General features: G+C 69.7%; 17 protein-coding genes. 11 read left to right on the plus strand and 6 right to left on the minus strand.

What is annotated here, in order from left to right:
* The 11 genes from PHD22_RS13300 to tal all read left to right on the plus strand — a co-directional run.
* Positions 1 to 1132: ATPase, T2SS/T4P/T4SS family (locus PHD22_RS13300; RefSeq protein WP_299867684.1), on the plus strand; the 1132-nt coding region annotated here is incomplete at its 5' end.
* On the plus strand, positions 1129 to 2334 hold the full coding sequence (gspF, locus tag PHD22_RS13305; RefSeq protein ID WP_299867687.1) for a type II secretion system inner membrane protein GspF: 1206 nt from the start codon (positions 1129 to 1131) through the stop codon (positions 2332 to 2334). The genes PHD22_RS13300 and gspF, both read left to right, overlap by 4 nt.
* Before the next feature lie 32 nt (positions 2335 to 2366).
* Positions 2367 to 2798: a type II secretion system major pseudopilin GspG gene (gspG, locus tag PHD22_RS13310; RefSeq protein WP_299867690.1), complete on the plus strand. Its 432-nt coding sequence runs from the start codon at positions 2367 to 2369 to the stop codon at positions 2796 to 2798.
* 6 nt (positions 2799 to 2804) lie between these two features.
* Positions 2805 to 3302 carry a prepilin-type N-terminal cleavage/methylation domain-containing protein gene (locus PHD22_RS13315; RefSeq protein ID WP_299867693.1) on the plus strand — a complete coding sequence of 166 codons (498 nt, stop codon included), beginning with the start codon at positions 2805 to 2807 and terminating at the stop codon, positions 3300 to 3302.
* Positions 3302 to 3676 (plus strand): type II secretion system minor pseudopilin GspI, encoded by a 375-nt coding sequence (gene gspI, locus PHD22_RS13320; protein ID WP_299867696.1) that lies wholly within the window; start codon positions 3302 to 3304, stop codon positions 3674 to 3676. The genes PHD22_RS13315 and gspI overlap by 1 nt, the downstream gene beginning before the upstream one ends.
* Positions 3673 to 4257 (plus strand): type II secretion system minor pseudopilin GspJ, encoded by a 585-nt coding sequence (gene gspJ, locus PHD22_RS13325; RefSeq protein ID WP_299867699.1) that lies wholly within the window; start codon positions 3673 to 3675, stop codon positions 4255 to 4257. Before gspI ends, gspJ begins: the two co-directional genes overlap by 4 nt.
* A complete protein-coding gene (gspK, locus tag PHD22_RS13330; protein ID WP_299867702.1) occupies positions 4257 to 5228 on the plus strand; it encodes a type II secretion system minor pseudopilin GspK in 972 nt (323 codons plus the stop codon). Before gspJ ends, gspK begins: the two co-directional genes overlap by 1 nt.
* Positions 5225 to 6442 carry a type II secretion system protein GspL gene (gene gspL / locus PHD22_RS13335; RefSeq protein ID WP_299867705.1) on the plus strand — a complete coding sequence of 406 codons (1218 nt, stop codon included), beginning with the start codon at positions 5225 to 5227 and terminating at the stop codon, positions 6440 to 6442. Before gspK ends, gspL begins: the two co-directional genes overlap by 4 nt.
* Entirely contained in the window at positions 6439 to 6945 is a 507-nt protein-coding gene (gene gspM, locus PHD22_RS13340) for a type II secretion system protein GspM (RefSeq protein WP_299867708.1), read from the plus strand. Before gspL ends, gspM begins: the two co-directional genes overlap by 4 nt.
* Positions 6942 to 7688, plus strand: coding sequence for a type II secretion system protein N (gene gspN / locus PHD22_RS13345; protein WP_299867713.1), 747 nt, complete (start codon positions 6942 to 6944; stop codon positions 7686 to 7688). The genes gspM and gspN overlap by 4 nt, the downstream gene beginning before the upstream one ends.
* 89 nt (positions 7689 to 7777) lie before the next feature.
* On the plus strand, positions 7778 to 8854 hold the full coding sequence (gene tal, locus PHD22_RS13350; RefSeq protein WP_299867716.1) for a transaldolase: 1077 nt from the start codon (positions 7778 to 7780) through the stop codon (positions 8852 to 8854).
* 51 nt (positions 8855 to 8905) lie between these two features.
* On the opposite strand, the gene PHD22_RS13355 is transcribed toward tal, so the two are convergent.
* From PHD22_RS13355 to PHD22_RS13380, 6 genes are all read right to left on the minus strand, one after another.
* Positions 8906 to 9352, minus strand: a complete 447-nt coding sequence (locus PHD22_RS13355; RefSeq protein WP_299867719.1) for a DUF192 domain-containing protein — start codon at positions 9350 to 9352, stop codon at positions 8906 to 8908.
* A 45-nt stretch (positions 9353 to 9397) separates the two neighbouring features.
* The gene (locus PHD22_RS13360; RefSeq protein ID WP_299867722.1) at positions 9398 to 10021 is read right to left on the minus strand and encodes a pseudouridine synthase; all 624 of its coding nucleotides are present in this window, start codon (positions 10019 to 10021) and stop codon (positions 9398 to 9400) included.
* A 44-nt stretch (positions 10022 to 10065) separates the two neighbouring features.
* Entirely contained in the window at positions 10066 to 11238 is a 1173-nt protein-coding gene (locus tag PHD22_RS13365; RefSeq protein ID WP_299867724.1) for a fatty acid desaturase, read from the minus strand.
* Between the two features lie 119 nt (positions 11239 to 11357).
* The gene (locus PHD22_RS13370) at positions 11358 to 12662 is read right to left on the minus strand and encodes a mechanosensitive ion channel domain-containing protein (protein WP_299867726.1); all 1305 of its coding nucleotides are present in this window, start codon (positions 12660 to 12662) and stop codon (positions 11358 to 11360) included.
* A gap of 140 nt (positions 12663 to 12802) precedes the next feature.
* Positions 12803 to 14062, minus strand: coding sequence for an RsmB/NOP family class I SAM-dependent RNA methyltransferase (locus PHD22_RS13375; protein ID WP_299867729.1), 1260 nt, complete (start codon positions 14060 to 14062; stop codon positions 12803 to 12805).
* Positions 14063 to 14216: 154 nt separating this feature from the next.
* Positions 14217 to 14851, minus strand: a 635-nt coding sequence (locus PHD22_RS13380) for a DUF3108 domain-containing protein (RefSeq protein WP_299867731.1), incomplete at its 5' end; no start/stop codon positions are given.

Below are 14851 nucleotides of genomic sequence, written 5' to 3' on the forward strand. Positions count from 1 at the left end.
CCGGATGATCAACGCCCTGCTCACCCAGGCCGTGCGTCAGGCGGCCAGCGACATCCACATCGAACCCTACGAGCGCCACTCGGTGGTGCGCTTCCGCCGCGATGGGGTGCTGGTGGATGTGGCCGAACCCCACCGCGCCCTGCACGCGGCGATGGCCTCGCGGATCAAGATCATGGCCAGCCTGGACATCGCCGAGAAACGCCTGCCCCAGGACGGCCGCATCGCCCTGCGCCTGGCCGGCCGCCAGGTGGATGTGCGGGTGTCCACGCTGCCCACCACCCACGGGGAACGGATCGTGCTGCGCCTCCTGGACAAGGGCAGCGGCCAGCGCGGTCTGGACAGCCTGGGGATGGATCCCGACACGGTCACCCCCTTCGCCCGCCTGCTCTCCGAACCCCACGGCATCCTGCTGGTCACCGGCCCCACCGGCTCGGGCAAGAGCACCACCCTCTACGCCGCCCTGCAGGGCATGGATGCGAAGCGCCGCAACATCGTCACCGTGGAAGACCCGGTGGAATACGACCTCCCCGGTGTCGGCCAGATCCAGGTGAGCAGCAAGATCGACCTGAGTTTTGCGCGTGCCCTGCGGGCCATCCTGCGCCAGGATCCGGACGTGATCATGATCGGCGAGATCCGCGACCTGGAGACCGCCCAGATCGCCGTGCAGGCCAGCCTCACCGGTCACCTGGTGCTGGCCACCCTGCACACCAACGACGCCGCCTCGGCGGTCACCCGCCTGGTGGACATGGGGGTCGAGCCCTTCCTGCTCGCCTCCACCCTGCGCGGCGTGCTGGCCCAGCGCCTGGTCCGCAAGCTGTGCCGCGCCTGCCGCACCCCCCAGCCCGTCAGCGACGCCGACCGGGCCCTGGGCACCGGGACGCCCGCCCAGCTGTGGCATGCCCCCGGCTGCCCCGAATGCACCCGTACGGGGTACGCTGGCCGAACCGGCATCTACGAGCTGATCGTCGTCGACGAAGGCTTCCAGCGCCTGATCCATACCGGCGCGGATGAGGCCGCCCTGCGGACCCACGCCCTCGCCCACGGCACCCGCAGCCTGCGCGATGATGGCCTGCGCCTGGTGGCCGAAGGCCTCACCTCGGCCGAAGAACTCCTGCGGGTCACCCGGGAATGACCGCCTTCCGCTACCGCGCCGTGGACGCAGCCGGCAAGGAGTCGGCCGGCGTCCTCGAAGCCGACACCGGCAAGGCCGCCCGTGGCCTGCTGCGGGAGCGCGGGCTGTTTCCCCTCGAAGTGGCCTCCGTCGCCCGGGACAGCGGGGGCAGCCGCTTCACCCGGCGCCGCCTGAAGGTGTCGGAGCTCACCCTCCTCACCCGCCAGTGGGCCACCCTGCTGGCCTCCGGCCTCACCGTCGAGCAGGCGCTGGCCGCCCTGATCGAACAGGCGGAGAGCGAATCCACCCGTCAGCTGCTGGCCGGCGTGCGCTCCGAAATCCTGGCCGGCTACAGCCTGCGCGCCGCCCTCGACCGCTATCCCCAGGCCTTCTCCACCCTCTACCGGGCCTCGGTCGCCGCCGGTGAGAAATCCGGAGAGCTGGCCCGGGTCATGAACCAGCTGGCCGACTATCTGGACCGGGCCCACACCCTGCGCACCAAGACCCTGCAGGCCCTGCTCTACCCGGCCGTCGTGGCGGGCGTGGCCCTGCTCGTCATCGTCAGCCTGATGACCTATGTGGTCCCCCAGGTGGTGTCCGTCTTCCAGCAGGGCAAGCAGGCCCTGCCCCTCATGACCCGGGCCCTGATCCTGATCAGCAGCCTGCTGAGGGAGTGGGGCTGGCTGCTGGTGCTGGCCGTTGCCGGCCTGGCCTTTGCCGGCCACCGCGCCTTGCGGGACAGCACCCTCAAGCGCCGCTGGGACCGCTGGCTGCTGGGGCTCCCGGTCCTCGGCCGCCACCTGCGCACGCTGGATGCCACCCGCTTTGCCAGCACCCTGTCCATCCTCGCCGGCAGCGGCGTGCCCCTGCTGGCCGCCCTCGACGCCGGCCGCCAGGTCATCAGCCGCCTGCCCCTGGCCGATGCCGTGGCCACCGCCACCGAGCGGGTGCGCGAAGGCCAGCCCCTCTCGAAAGCCCTGGGAGCGAGCCGCCAGTTTCCACCGCTGCTGATCCACATGCTTGCCAACGGGGAAGCCACCGGCCGGGTAGGCGAGCTCCTCGAGCGGGCCGCCCGTCTGCAGCAGGCCGAACTGGAAAACCGCACCGCCACCCTCACCGCCCTGCTCGAGCCCGTGCTGCTGCTGGCCATGGGCGGTTTCGTGCTGCTGATCGTGATGGCGGTGATGCAGCCCATCATCGAGATCAACACACTGATGCGATGACCCCCTGAATGAATCATGACCAAGGAGATCCAATGAACAGCGCCTCCCCCCGCCGCACCCGCGGCTTCACCCTGATCGAAGTCATGGTGGTCATCGTGATCCTCGGCGTGCTGGCCGCCCTGGTGGTGCCCCGGGTCATGAGCCGTCCGGACGAAGCCCGGGCGGTGGCCGCCCGCCAGGACATCTCGGCCATCATGCAGGCCCTCAAGCTCTACAAGCTGGACAACCGCCGCTATCCCAGCACCGAGCAGGGCCTCCAGGCCCTGGTCTCCCGACCGGCCACCCCGCCCGTGCCGGAGAACTGGAAATCCTACCTGGACAAGCTGCCCCTCGACCCCTGGGGCAAGCCTTACCAGTACGTGCTGCCCGGCCTCAAGGGTGAGGTGGATGTGATGAGCTTCGGCGCCGACGGCGTCGCCGGCGGCGAAGGCTTCGACGCCGACATCGGCTCCTGGAACCTCTGAGCCTTCATGCGCCCTCCCTCCACGCGCCCCCGCCAGGCCGGCTTCACCCTCATCGAGGTGATGGTGGTGCTGGTCATCATGGGGGTGATGGCCACTGGCATCACCCTCGGGCTGGACAGCCTGCGGGGGCGTGAGCTGGAGCAGGCCCTGCAGCGCCTGCGCCTGGTGCTCGAAGCCACCGCCGACCGGGCCAGCGTGCGCGGGCGGCCCATCGCCTTCGAGCTGCTGCCTGACGGCTACCGTTTCTCGGCCCTCGATCCCGACGACAACTGGCGCCCCCTGATCGATCCGCCGGTGTTCACCGACCGGCCCCTGCCCGCCGGCCTGAGCTGGTCCGGCCTGCGCCTGGAAGGGCAGGCCGAGGCCGGCGCCACCCGGCTGCTGTTCGGCACCCAGCCACCCGAATTCCAGCTGCGGGTCCTCACCCCCACGGGCGAGGCCCTCCTCAGGGGCCGGGCCAACGGGGAAGTCGTCCTCCAGCTGCCCGGCCGCCAGCGCTCCTGATGCACACCCGCGACACCGGCTTCACCCTGCTCGAGACCCTGGTGGCCCTGGCCATCCTGGCGGTGGCCCTGACCGCCGCCTTCCGCGCCATGGGGGTCAGCGCCCAGTCCGCCGGGGAGCTGCGGGAGCGCCTGATCGGCGACTGGGTGGCCGAGAACCGGCTGGCTGAACTGCGGGCCACCCAGGCCTGGCCCGGACCGGGCACCCGCGAAGGCAGCGCCGAGCAGGCTGGCCGCAGCTACCGCTGGCGGGAAGAAGTGAAGGCCACACCGAACCCCCTGGTGCGCCGGGTGGATGTGAGCGTGTATGCCAGCGGCAACGACACCCACGCCATCGCCCGCCTGAGCGGCTACGTGGCCCGCCCCCTGCAATGAGCGGCCGAGCCCAGCGGGGCCTGACCCTCATCGAACTGATGGTGGCCCTGGCCATCTTCGCGGTGCTGGGCGTGCTCTCCTACCGGGCCCTGGCGGAGGTCTCGACCAGCCGCGCCCGGCTGGAGGCGGGTTTCGAACGCTGGCGCAGCATCGGCCGGGCCATGCAGCGCATCGATGCGGATCTGCTCCAGGTGGTCTCCCCGGCGGGGATTCAACTGAACGGCCCGATCCCCACCGAAACCCCGCCAGCGCTGATCCTCGGCCAGCAGGCCAACGGCGGCGGGAGCGAGCTCCAGCTGCTGCGCCTGGATGAAGCCCGGGGCGTGCGCCGGGTAGGCTACCGCCTGGTGGAGGGTCGCCTTGAATGGCTGCGCTGGAACGGTCGCGATCCCATCAGGGAGCCCCAGGTGGACGTGCTTCTGAACCAGGTGCGGGAGGTGCACTGGCGCTTTCTGCTCAACAACACCCGGCTGGATGCCTGGCCGGGGAGTGAGCGCCGGCGGCCCCTGCCCGATGCGGTGATCCTGGAAATCGACCTGCCCGACACCGGCGTGCTCACCCGCATGATCGCCCTGCGCTGATGCTCCCCCCACCACGCGCCCTCCCCCCCTCCCCCGGCGGCACCCAGCGCGGTGCGGCGGTCATCCTTGCGCTGCTGACCGTGGCCCTGGTGGCCGGACTGGCGGCGGCCACGGTGGGGGATCTGGGGGTCGCCATGGACCAGGTGATCGGCCGCCATGACCAGGCCCAGGCCCGGCAGCTGGCCCGCGGCGCCGTGGATTGGGCCCGCAACGTTCTGGCGGAAGACGGACGCACCTCCAGCCTGGATCACCCGGGAGAAGCCTGGGCCGTCAAGATTCCCCCGACCCCCGTGGAAGAAGGCGAAGTCAGTGGCGAGCTGCTGGACCTGTCGGGCCGCTTCAACCTCAACAGCCTGTCGGAAGGCATCGAAGGGGCCAGCCCCCTGCAGGTGAGCCGCTTCGTCCGGCTCCTCGGCCACGCCGGCGTGAGCGAACAGGACGCCCTGCCCCTGGCCCAGGCGCTGATCGACTGGATCGACCCGGACGATCAACCCCGCCTGCCCGGAGGGGCCGAGTCGTCCTGGTATGCAGGGCAGGCGCCGCCCCGGCGTCCGCCCAACGGGCCGCTGGCCGCCGTGGCCGAACTGACCCAGGTCCGCGGCTTCACCCCCGGACTGGTGGCCCGGCTGCGCCCCTTCGTGGCCGCCCTGCCGCCCGGCGGCAGCATCAACGTCAACACGGCCCCCCCCGAGGTGCTCTCCGCCGCCATCGAGGGGCTGTCCCTGGATGCGGCCCGCCTGCTCGTGGTGGAGCGGGAGCGCGCCCCCGCCCGGGACATGAACAGCTTCCAGCGCCGCCTGGAAGAACGCAACGTGGACAACATCAACACCACCGGCCTGGCCGTGCGCAGCACCTACTTCCTGGCCACCGGCCGGGCCCGCTTCGGCGTATCCATGGTCCGCATGGAAGTCCTCCTGCACCGCTCCGAGGGCCAGAACTGGCCCGCCATCGTTTGGCAAAAACTGCTATGACCCGTCTCCTCATCGCCCTCGACGAACAGTGGCCGACCCGGCCGGAGTGCCCCTGGGCCCTCCTCGACGCCGACGGCCGCCTCCTCTCCGAAGGCCACTCGGAACCCCGCCACTGGCCAGCCGCCGCCACGTGCGAGGTGCTGCTGCTCGGCCCCCAGTGCCTGTGGCTGGAGGCGCCCCTGCCCAGGGCCACCCGGCGCGACCTGCCACGCCTGCTGGCCTACGCCCTGGAAGACCGCCTGCTGAAGGATCCGGACGGCCAGCACCTCACCGTCACCCATCGCCGCCCGGCGCCGGACGGCGAACGGGATCTGGCCGGCGTGCTGGTGATCGCCCGGGAACGCCTGCGCCAGCTGGTGGCCCAGCTGGAGGCCATCGGTCGTGCCCCCCGGCGGATCGTCGCCGAAGTCCAGACTGCCCCAGCCGGCGGCCCAGGCTGGCACCTGTCCATCGGCCCGGGAGGCGCCCTGCTGCGCAGCGGACCGGACAACGGGGTCGCCCTCGACCCGGACATCCTGCTCCCCCTCATCGCCGGCCAGGCGGCCAGCGCCCGGGCCGCAAACACGCCTCCCGCCCGGATCGAGGTCCATGGGGCGCCCGGCTTCCCGGTGCCTGAGCTCGCCCACCTCGAGGCGGAAAGCGGAGTACCCTGCGGGGCAAGCAGCCCCTACCTCTGGTGGCAGGGTGTCGATCACCGGGTCAGTACCCTGCTGCATGGGGAATTCGCCCCCCGCCAGGGCGGCAGCGGTACGCTGACCCGCCTGCGCCCACCGGCCCTGCTGGGCGCTGGCGCCCTGGCCCTGTGGCTCGCCGCCAGCGTGGGCGAAGTCCTGTGGCTCAAGCACCAGCAAGGAAGTCTTGAAGAGCGGATCGAACGTAGCTGGAAAAGCGCCTTCCCCAACACCCCGGCCATTGCACCCGCCGCCCAGATGCGCCAGCAGCTCAACCTGGAACGGGCCCGTCACGGCCTCCTCCAGGACCATGACGCCCTGACCCTGCTGGCCGCCGCCGCCGAAGCCCTGGGCACCGATGCCGCCGGTGGCGTCGCCGCGATCCGCTTCGAAGACGGTCGCCTGGACCTCACCCTCAAGGGCACCGCCGCCGGCCGGGCCGACGCGGTGGTCGGCCTGCTGGCCAGCCGCGGCCTGCTCGCCCACGTCCGCCGGGAAGGCGATGGCGCCCAGCTCCAGCTGCGTCGGGAGACCCTCCAATGAACACCTCCAGCACACCCCGCAACAGCGGCCCCGTCAGCCGCCTCATCCAGTCCTGGCAGCGCCTCAGCCCCCGGGAGCGCCGGCTGGTCGGCATCGCCGCCCTGGTGGTCGCCGCCGGCAGCGTGCTCGGCCTGCTCGACTGGAGCCACACCCAGCGGGAACGCCTGCAGCGCACCCTGCCCCGGGCAGCCGCCCAGCTTGAGCAGGTTCAGGAGGCAGCGAGCGAGATCGCCCGCCTGCGCAGCACGCCCCCCCTCCCGCCCTCCACCACCCGGGCCCTGCTGGAGGGCGCCCAGGCCTCAGCCCGCAGCCGCGGCCTGTCGCTGACCGTTCAGGCCAGCGGAGAAGGACTGCACATCAGCGGCCAGGCCGGTTTTGACGAACTGGTGAGCTGGCTCGCCACCCTCCAGAAGGACCAGGGCCTGCGGGTCTTCAAGATGGAGATCCAGCGCCAGGACCACCAGGCCACCGTGGACGCCCTGCTGGGCAGGAGCGACGGGTGAAGCTGCTCATCTTCGGGCTCCTGAGCCTGGTTCTGGTGATCCTCAAGGCCCCCGCCAGCCTGATCGACGGGCTTCTCGCCCATGCCACCCAGGGGGGGCTGCGCCTCCAGCAGGCCGAAGGCAGCCTCTGGCAGGGGCGCGGCATACTGGCCAGCCGGGAAGCCGAAGGCCGCAGCCTGCTCCCCTGGATGCCCCTGGCCTGGGATTTCGATACCGCGACCCTCACCCGGGGGGCACTGGGGTGGCGCTTCAGCAGCAGCGGAACCTCCATCGGCCAGATTGAAGGCGGCTTCGGAGGGCTGCGGATCGCCGACCTGCGGCTCCACGCACCGGCGGGAGCCGTCCTCTCCCCGATTCCCCACCCGGCCGCCCGGGCTGGCTGGATGGGTGACCTGAGCATCACGGCGCCCCGCTGGGAATGCGGGCGGGATGGTCACTGCCAGGGTTCGGCCCAGCTGCTGTGGCGGGGCGCCCGCAGCGCCCTGTTCCCCGGACGCAGCTTCGGCGACTACCAGCTCCAGATGGACGCCCGCGGCCAGACCCTGCACTACACCCTCCAGACCCTCACCGGAGACATCCGGCTGGAGGGTAGTGGCGAAGCGCCCTTCCGGGGTAGCCCCCGCTTCAGCGGACGGATCCAGGGAGACCCGGCCTTCCTGGCCCGGCTGCCGGCGATTGCCGGGGGTGCCGCCCGCCCGGCAGGGGCGCCAGGCCAGTTCGAGCTCCACTGGCCGCCCCGCTGAGGGTGCCACCCGCCCCTTTCCCGCGCCGGCCGATTCGGCCAGAATGACAGGCCACTTCTTCTCCAAACCACTGCAGCCTCTCCCCGCCCATGAATCCGATCCAAGCCGCCCGCGCCGCTGGCCAGCAAATCTGGCTCGACAACCTGTCCCGCGCCCTGATCAACGACGGCCTGCTGGCCCGCCACATCGACAACGGTGTGGCCGGAGTCACCACCAACCCGGCCATCTTCCACAAGGCCATCGCCGAAGGACAGGACTACCGCCCGGCCCTGGCGGCCCTGCCCGCCGGACTCAGCGCCGAGGCGCGTTACGAACGGCTGGTGATCGAGGATGTGCAGCGGGCCTGCGATGTGATCCGCCCGGTATTCGACGAAAGCCAGGGCGACGCCGGCTACGTGAGCCTGGAGGTATCCCCCGCCCTGGCCGATGACGAAGCCGGCACCGTAGCCGCCGCCCTGCGCCTGAAGGCCGCCGTCGGCCGGGACAACCTGCTGGTCAAGATCCCCGCCACCGGGGCGGGCATCCGGGCCATCGAGACCCTGACCGCCGCCGGCGTGAGCCTCAACGTGACCCTGATGTTCTCCCTCCGGCACGTGGATGCGGTCGCCGGCGCCTACCAGCGTGGCCTGGAACAACGTGCCGCCGCCGGAGCAGACCTGCGCAGCGTCCGCTCGGTGGCCAGCGTCTTCCTGTCCCGCTGGGACAGCCTGGTGGACGGCCTGCTCACGGAAACCGGCAGCCCCGCAGCCCTCGCCCTGCGCGGCAAGACCGGCGTGGCCCTGGCCCGCCAGGCCTACCGGCGCTACCTTGCCCGCTTCCACGGGGAAGGCTTTGCCCCCCTGGCTGCCCGGGGTGCCCGCCCCCAGAGCATGCTGTGGGCCAGCACCGGCACCAAGAACCCGGCCTATTCCGACCTGATGTACGTGGAGCCGCTGATCGGCGCAGAGACCGTCAACACCCTGCCGGACGCCACCCTGACGGCCTTCCTGGACCACGGGCAGGTCCAGGCCGCTACGCTGCTGGCCGACGGGGAGAGCTCCGCTGCCGAACTGGCGGCCCTGGCCGCCCTGGGGATCGAGCTGGATCTGCTGGGGGAGCGCCTGCAGCAGGAGGGACTGGCCCAGTTCGCCACGGCCTTCGGCAAGCTGCTGGAACTCACCGCCTGAGTCCCGGGCACCTTCCGACGCCGCAGCCGGCTTGAGCCGGCCAGCGGCCGTTCAGCGCACCGCGCCCGCCAGGCGTTCAGCCCCCATTACCTTGGTACCGGCGTCCAGGCCTTTTTGGCGGAACCAGCCCTGACTCATCTCCAGCGCAAAGCGGGCAGGCCGGGCGGCGCAGTGGTTGTCCTCGCTGTGGGGCTGCATGTCGGCAATATTGATGATCCGCCCCTCCTCGTCCAGAAAGGCCACCGACAGGGGCAGCGGGGTATTCTTCATCCACATGCAGTGACGGCGTGGCTCGGCAAACACGAAGATCATGCCGCCGTTGGCGGGCAGGCTGCGACGCTGCATCAGGCCCACCATCCGGTGTTCCTGGGTGGCCGCCACCTCCGCGTCGATACGGTACATGCCCACGGACAATTCGGTGCGGGGCATCGGCGACTGGGCAAGGACCGGCAGAGCGAAGGCGCCCAGCGTGGCCATCAGAAGAAAACGCAGACCCATGAGGGCAACTCCCGGATGTGGTGGCAATGAAGGGAAAACCGGAGTTCAGGCCGGCCGGACACGTCGCCCCGGGGAGCGGCCGGAAGGGCGTCCGCCCGGGGCAGGCGCTGCCAGCGCACGGGACAGCGCGGGCGGCACCGGCACCTCCCGCCACATGCCGGGGGCCAGCCCGTCCAGGGTCCACTCCCCGATCTTCGCGCGGATCAGGCGCAGGGTAGGAAAACCCACTTTGGCGGTCATCCGGCGCACCTGACGGTTCTTGCCTTCCTTCAGGACGATTTCCAGCCAGCACGTGGGAATGGACTTGCGCTCCCGGATCGGCGGGGTGCGCGGCCACAGCCAGCCCGGCTCGGGCACCCGGCGTGCCTGGCACGGCCGCGTGACGAAATCTCCCAGGTCGAGCCCGCCCCGCAGGGCCGCCAGGGCGGCTTCGTCCGGCTCGCCCTCCACCTGGACCAGATACGTCTTGGCCAGCTTGTGGCGGGGATCGGCGATGCGGGCCTGCAGGGGGCCATCATCGGTCAGCACCAGCAGCCCCTCGCTGTCCGTGTCCAGCCGCCCTGCCGCATAGACCCCGGGCACCGGCAGATGATCGGCGAGGGTAGGCCGGCCCGGTTCGGCGGTGAACTGGCACAGGACGCCATAGGGCTTGTTCAGGAGCAGCAGCATCGTCCCGGAGCTTCCCGCAGAGCACTCGCCGGGGGCGGGCGCGCTCAGACCGCGTAGCGGCGGAGGCGCTGGGAGAACTCTTCCAGCTGACGGATCCCGCTCTGCTCGGCCCGGCTGATCCAGTCCTGGAGCTGCTGCAGGAGCTGGTCATGGGTGGCGGAGGAGCGCGCCCACAGGGCCATCAGCTCGTGGCGCATGGCCACCACGGTCTGCAGCCGAGCGTTGTCCTGAAGCAGCCGGGCCCGGCGCGTGAGCTCGTCGGAGCGCAGCTCGCTCTCGTCGGCGACCAGCCAGCGGCGGACCTCCCGGACGCTGAGCTTTTCGCCGGACTGGGCCTTGAGGATCGCCAGCTCCTCCCGGGCGATCGCCTTGAGGGACTGGAGATAGCGGGTCATCACATCGTAGCGGCAGGTGATGATGGCCTGCAGCGTGTCGAAGTCGGCGCGGGCCTTGGCGATGCCGAACCTGGGGGTCGGGATGGTCTTCTTGACCTTGGCGAGGCCCAGCAGCTCCAGCATGCGGATGTACATCCAGCCAATGTCGAACTCGTACCAGCGGGCCGACAGCTTGGCCGAGGTGGCGAAGGAATGGTGGTTGTTGTGGAGCTCTTCGCCACCGATCAGGATGCCCCAGGGAAACAGGTTGGTGGAGGCATCGCTGCAGTTGTAGTTGCGATAGCCCCAGAAGTGCCCCAGGCCATTGACCACCCCCGCCGCCCAGAAGGGAATCCAGACCATCTGGACGCCCCAGATCAGCACCCCCGGCCAGACGCCGAACATCGCCACGTCCGCCAGCAGCATCAGCACGATGCCCAGCTTGGGGTAGGCCGAGAAGATCCGGCGTTCGAACCAGTCGTCGGGCGTCCCGTGCCCAAACCGCTGGATGGTCTCCCGGTTGCGGGCCTCCTTCACGTACAGGAACACGCCGGTCCACAGCACCTTGTTGATCCCGTGGATCTGCGGGCTGTGGGGGTCGTCGGCGGTCTCGCACTTGGCGTGATGCTTGCGGTGGATGGCAGCCCACTCCTTGGTGACCATGCCGGTGGTAAGCCACAGCCAGAAACGGTAGAACAGGGCCGGCAGCCAGTGCAGGTCCAGGGAGCGGTGGGCCTGATGACGATGCAGGAAAATCGTTACGGCAGCGATGGTGACATGGGTCATCGCCAGGGTGACAAGGACATAGCCCCACCAGGGCAGATCAAAAAAACCGGAGAACATCAGGGCAAACATCCTTGTGCAATGGGTGAGCGGATTCTAGTCGAGGGCCATCGGCGATCCAAGGAAAGCCTGGTTTCACCCCGCATTTAAAGGGACCGCCGGGGCGGACTGTTGCAGCGCTACGACAGGGCCGGCGGGAGCGCGGCCGACGGATTCAGGATGCGCACCTCCCGCTGGGGAAAGGGAATCTCGATCCCCTCTTCCTTGAAGCGGCGCCACACATGCAGGTTGATGGCCGAGCGGATGCCCAGGGTGCCCTCCTCTGGATCGCCGATCCAGAAACCGAGCTGCAGGTTGATGCCGCTGTCGGCAAAAGCCTCCACGAAGGCCTTGGGCTCCGGATCCTGCAGCACCCGGGGCTGCAGCCGGGCCGCTTCCACCAGGATCCCCATCGCCTTCTCGAGATCGGTGGCATAGCCCACCTGGATCGGCAGGGCCACCCGCAGCTTGGGATCGGTGAAGGTCTCGTTCTGCACCACGGACCCCACCAGGGTTTCGTTGGGGACGATGGACTCGACCCCCCCCATGCCCTTGATCACCGTGTAGCGGGTGGTGATCTGGCTGACGATGCCCCGTTCGTTACCCACGGAAATCAGGTTGCCCATGCGGATGGAACGGTCCAGCAGCAGGATGAAACCCGACACATAGTTGGCCGCGATCTTCTGCATCCCGAAACCCAGGCCCACGCCCAGCGCCCCGCCGAAGACGGACAGGGCGGTGAGGTCGATCCCCACGAGGGGCAGGCCGATGGCCACCGCCAGCACGATCAGGAGCGCCTTGGAGAGGCGCGCAAACACCAGCTTGAGATTGGGGTCGATCCCCTCGGCCCGCATCAGGCGGGCCTCCACCACCCCGGCCGCCCACAGGGCCACCAGCACGGTCAGCATGACGATCAGCACGCCCTGGGCCAGCATCCACAGATTGACGCTGGCCTTGCCGATGGTGAAGCTGACCTGCTCCATGCCATCGATGACCGTGGGCAGCACCCCGGTGATGTGCAGGGCTGCCACCACCCAGGCCGCCGTGGCGAAGAAGCGCTCGAAGGAGGCCAGCCACACGGCGCGCGGAAAGGCCTTCTTGAGGGCATGCACGGTCAGCCGGATGGCCGCCATGGCGGTAAGCAGGGGGGTCGCCAGCTTGAGCAGGTGCACGTTGTGCCAGTGCTGCAGCAGGGTGCGGCCCACCAGCACGAAGACCAGCGCGGTCAGCGGAAAGATCACCCGCCGCAGCCCCTCCTCGCCAGCGCCGTACATGGCGCTCGGTTCTGCGCTGCGCCGGCGCTGCAGGAACCCCCGGATCTGACGGGCAACGCCGCTGGCGAGGAGCAGGCATACCGCCAGCACGCCCACCTGCCACAGGATGGCGGGTTCCTGCATGTCATCCCAGATGTCCAGCAACAACTTCGCGATCTGATTCTCTTCCATGGTTCTTCCTTGTCGGTCCGGGCGCACGGCCCAGGCCGTGGGGATGCCGGGGCCCGGCGCTCCTGGGGCCCCGGCACCTGCGCAGGGATGAATGTCGATGAATCGGATGGAGGGCCCGGAGGGGATGGAGTTCCCCGGAATCAGGCCTGGCGCTCGAGCACCGCCGCGAAGAAACCGTCCGTATCGTGGGCCAGGGGCGTGAGACGCAGCTGCGCGCCGCACTCGATGGACACCCCCTGCTTCGCCAGCACCTCCTGGGCATTGACCGGAGCAAACCCCGGATTGGCCGCCAGGAAGGCGGCCACGATGGCCTCGTTTTCCTCGGGCAGCACGCTGCAGGTGGCATAGACGAGGCGACCGCCCGGCTTCACCAGACGCGCAGCGCTGGCCAGGATCGCCGCCTGCTTGCCGGTGAGCTCGGCCAGGGCCTCGGGGCTCTGGCGCCACTTGAGGTCGGGGTTGCGGCGCAGGGTCCCCAGCCCGCTGCACGGCGCGTCCACCAGCACCCGGTCGATCTTGCCCGCCAGGCGCTTGACCCGCGGATCGTTCTCGCTGGCAATCACCACCGGATGAATGTTGGAAAGGCCGGAACGGGCCATCCGCGGCTTGAGCTTGGCGAGGCGCTTGTCCGACACATCGAAGGCATACAGGCGCCCGGTGTTGCGCATCAGCGCGCCCAGCAGCAGGGTCTTGCCGCCCGCCCCCGCGCAGAAGTCGACGACCATCTCGCCGCGCTTCGGCTGCAGCAGGTAGCCCAGCAACTGGCTGCCCTCGTCCTGCACCTCGAAGCTGCCGTCCAGGAACAGGGGATGCTTCTGCAGGGCCGGCTTGCCCTCCAGGCGCACGGCCACCGGAGAGTAGCGCCCCGGCGCACAGGCCATCCCGTCGGCCCTGAGACGCTCGACCAGGGCCTCCCGGTCGAGCTTGAGGGTATTGGCCCGCAGATCCAGCGGCGCCGGACGGTTGAGGCTCTGGGCCAGGGCCACCACCTCTTCGGGGGTCAGCGTGGCGAGGAGGCGCTCAGCCAGCCAGTCCGGCAGATCGGCGGATTCGGCCAGGCTCAACTCGCCGGCTTCCTTAGCCTTGATCTCGGTGAAGAAATCCACGTCCCGGCCATGCAGGCCCTCGCCCAGCTGGCGCCGGGTGGCACCCTCGACCCGGGCCAGCCAGGCCAGGATCAGCTGGCGGGTGGACGCCTCCGGACCGCACAGGCGCTCGAGGGTGCGCTTGCGGCGCAGCACCCCGTACACGGCCTCGGCCACGAAGGCCCGGTCCCGCGCACCGAGCTCGCGCATGTCCTTGAAATAGCGGGACAGCACCGAATCCGCCGGATAATCGAAACGCAGCACGGAACGCAGGGCCTGGCTGGCAGCCTGAAGTTGGGCAGGAGTAATGGTCATGGTGTTCTGTTCTTTCAATGCACGACATGGGCGGCCCAGGCCACCCGGAAAAATTCAAAGGCTATTCGTTTTTGCGATCTTAATCACCATCGCCTCCGCCACTCACCCCTCTGGCGCCCACACACTCTTCACAAATAGCCAATTCAAAAAAGGCTCAGGGAGACAGGCGCCTGCCCAGATCCACACCGGTGGCCACCTGGTCGAGCACATCGCCGTTCTTGTCGGTGATCTTGAGGCGGACCGGCAGGTTGGCGTAATCCCGGGCCAGCCAGATGTCGATCTTCAGCTCGCCCCGGTGGCCACTGCTCCCCAGATGGTAGGCGGAAACCCGTCCTGCCGGCACCTGGATTTCCTCGACACCGAGGTTTTCGATCACCGAGCGCACCGCACTCTTGCCGGTCACCACCAGCAACTCGGCCCGCGGGGTGCCGGATGGCTGAAGGGATAGATGATGCATCAGGGACAACACATCCTGGTCGCCCTCCGCCAGCGCAAACTCCCGGCGCCGCTCTCCCGCCACCAGCACCACCCGGGCAGTGGCCCAATCGAAGTCCGCCTGTTCGCGCACCCGGCCATCCCGCTCGACGGTGAACTTCTCGGGCAGGAGCCCCTCCGGACCAATCCGTCCCTCGCTGCGCTGAACCATCCTGAAGGGCTTGATCAGGCCCACCAGCCCGGCCGTCTCGATCACGGTCTCCATCGAATAGCGGACCTTGTCATGGGACCAGGCATGGGTGGTGCGGCCGATCACGAAATTCTGCTCCCCGCGGATCACGTCGTACTGGATCC

Source organism: Zoogloea sp. (genome assembly GCF_028693495.1).
Lineage (GTDB): Bacteria > Pseudomonadota > Gammaproteobacteria > Burkholderiales > Rhodocyclaceae > Zoogloea.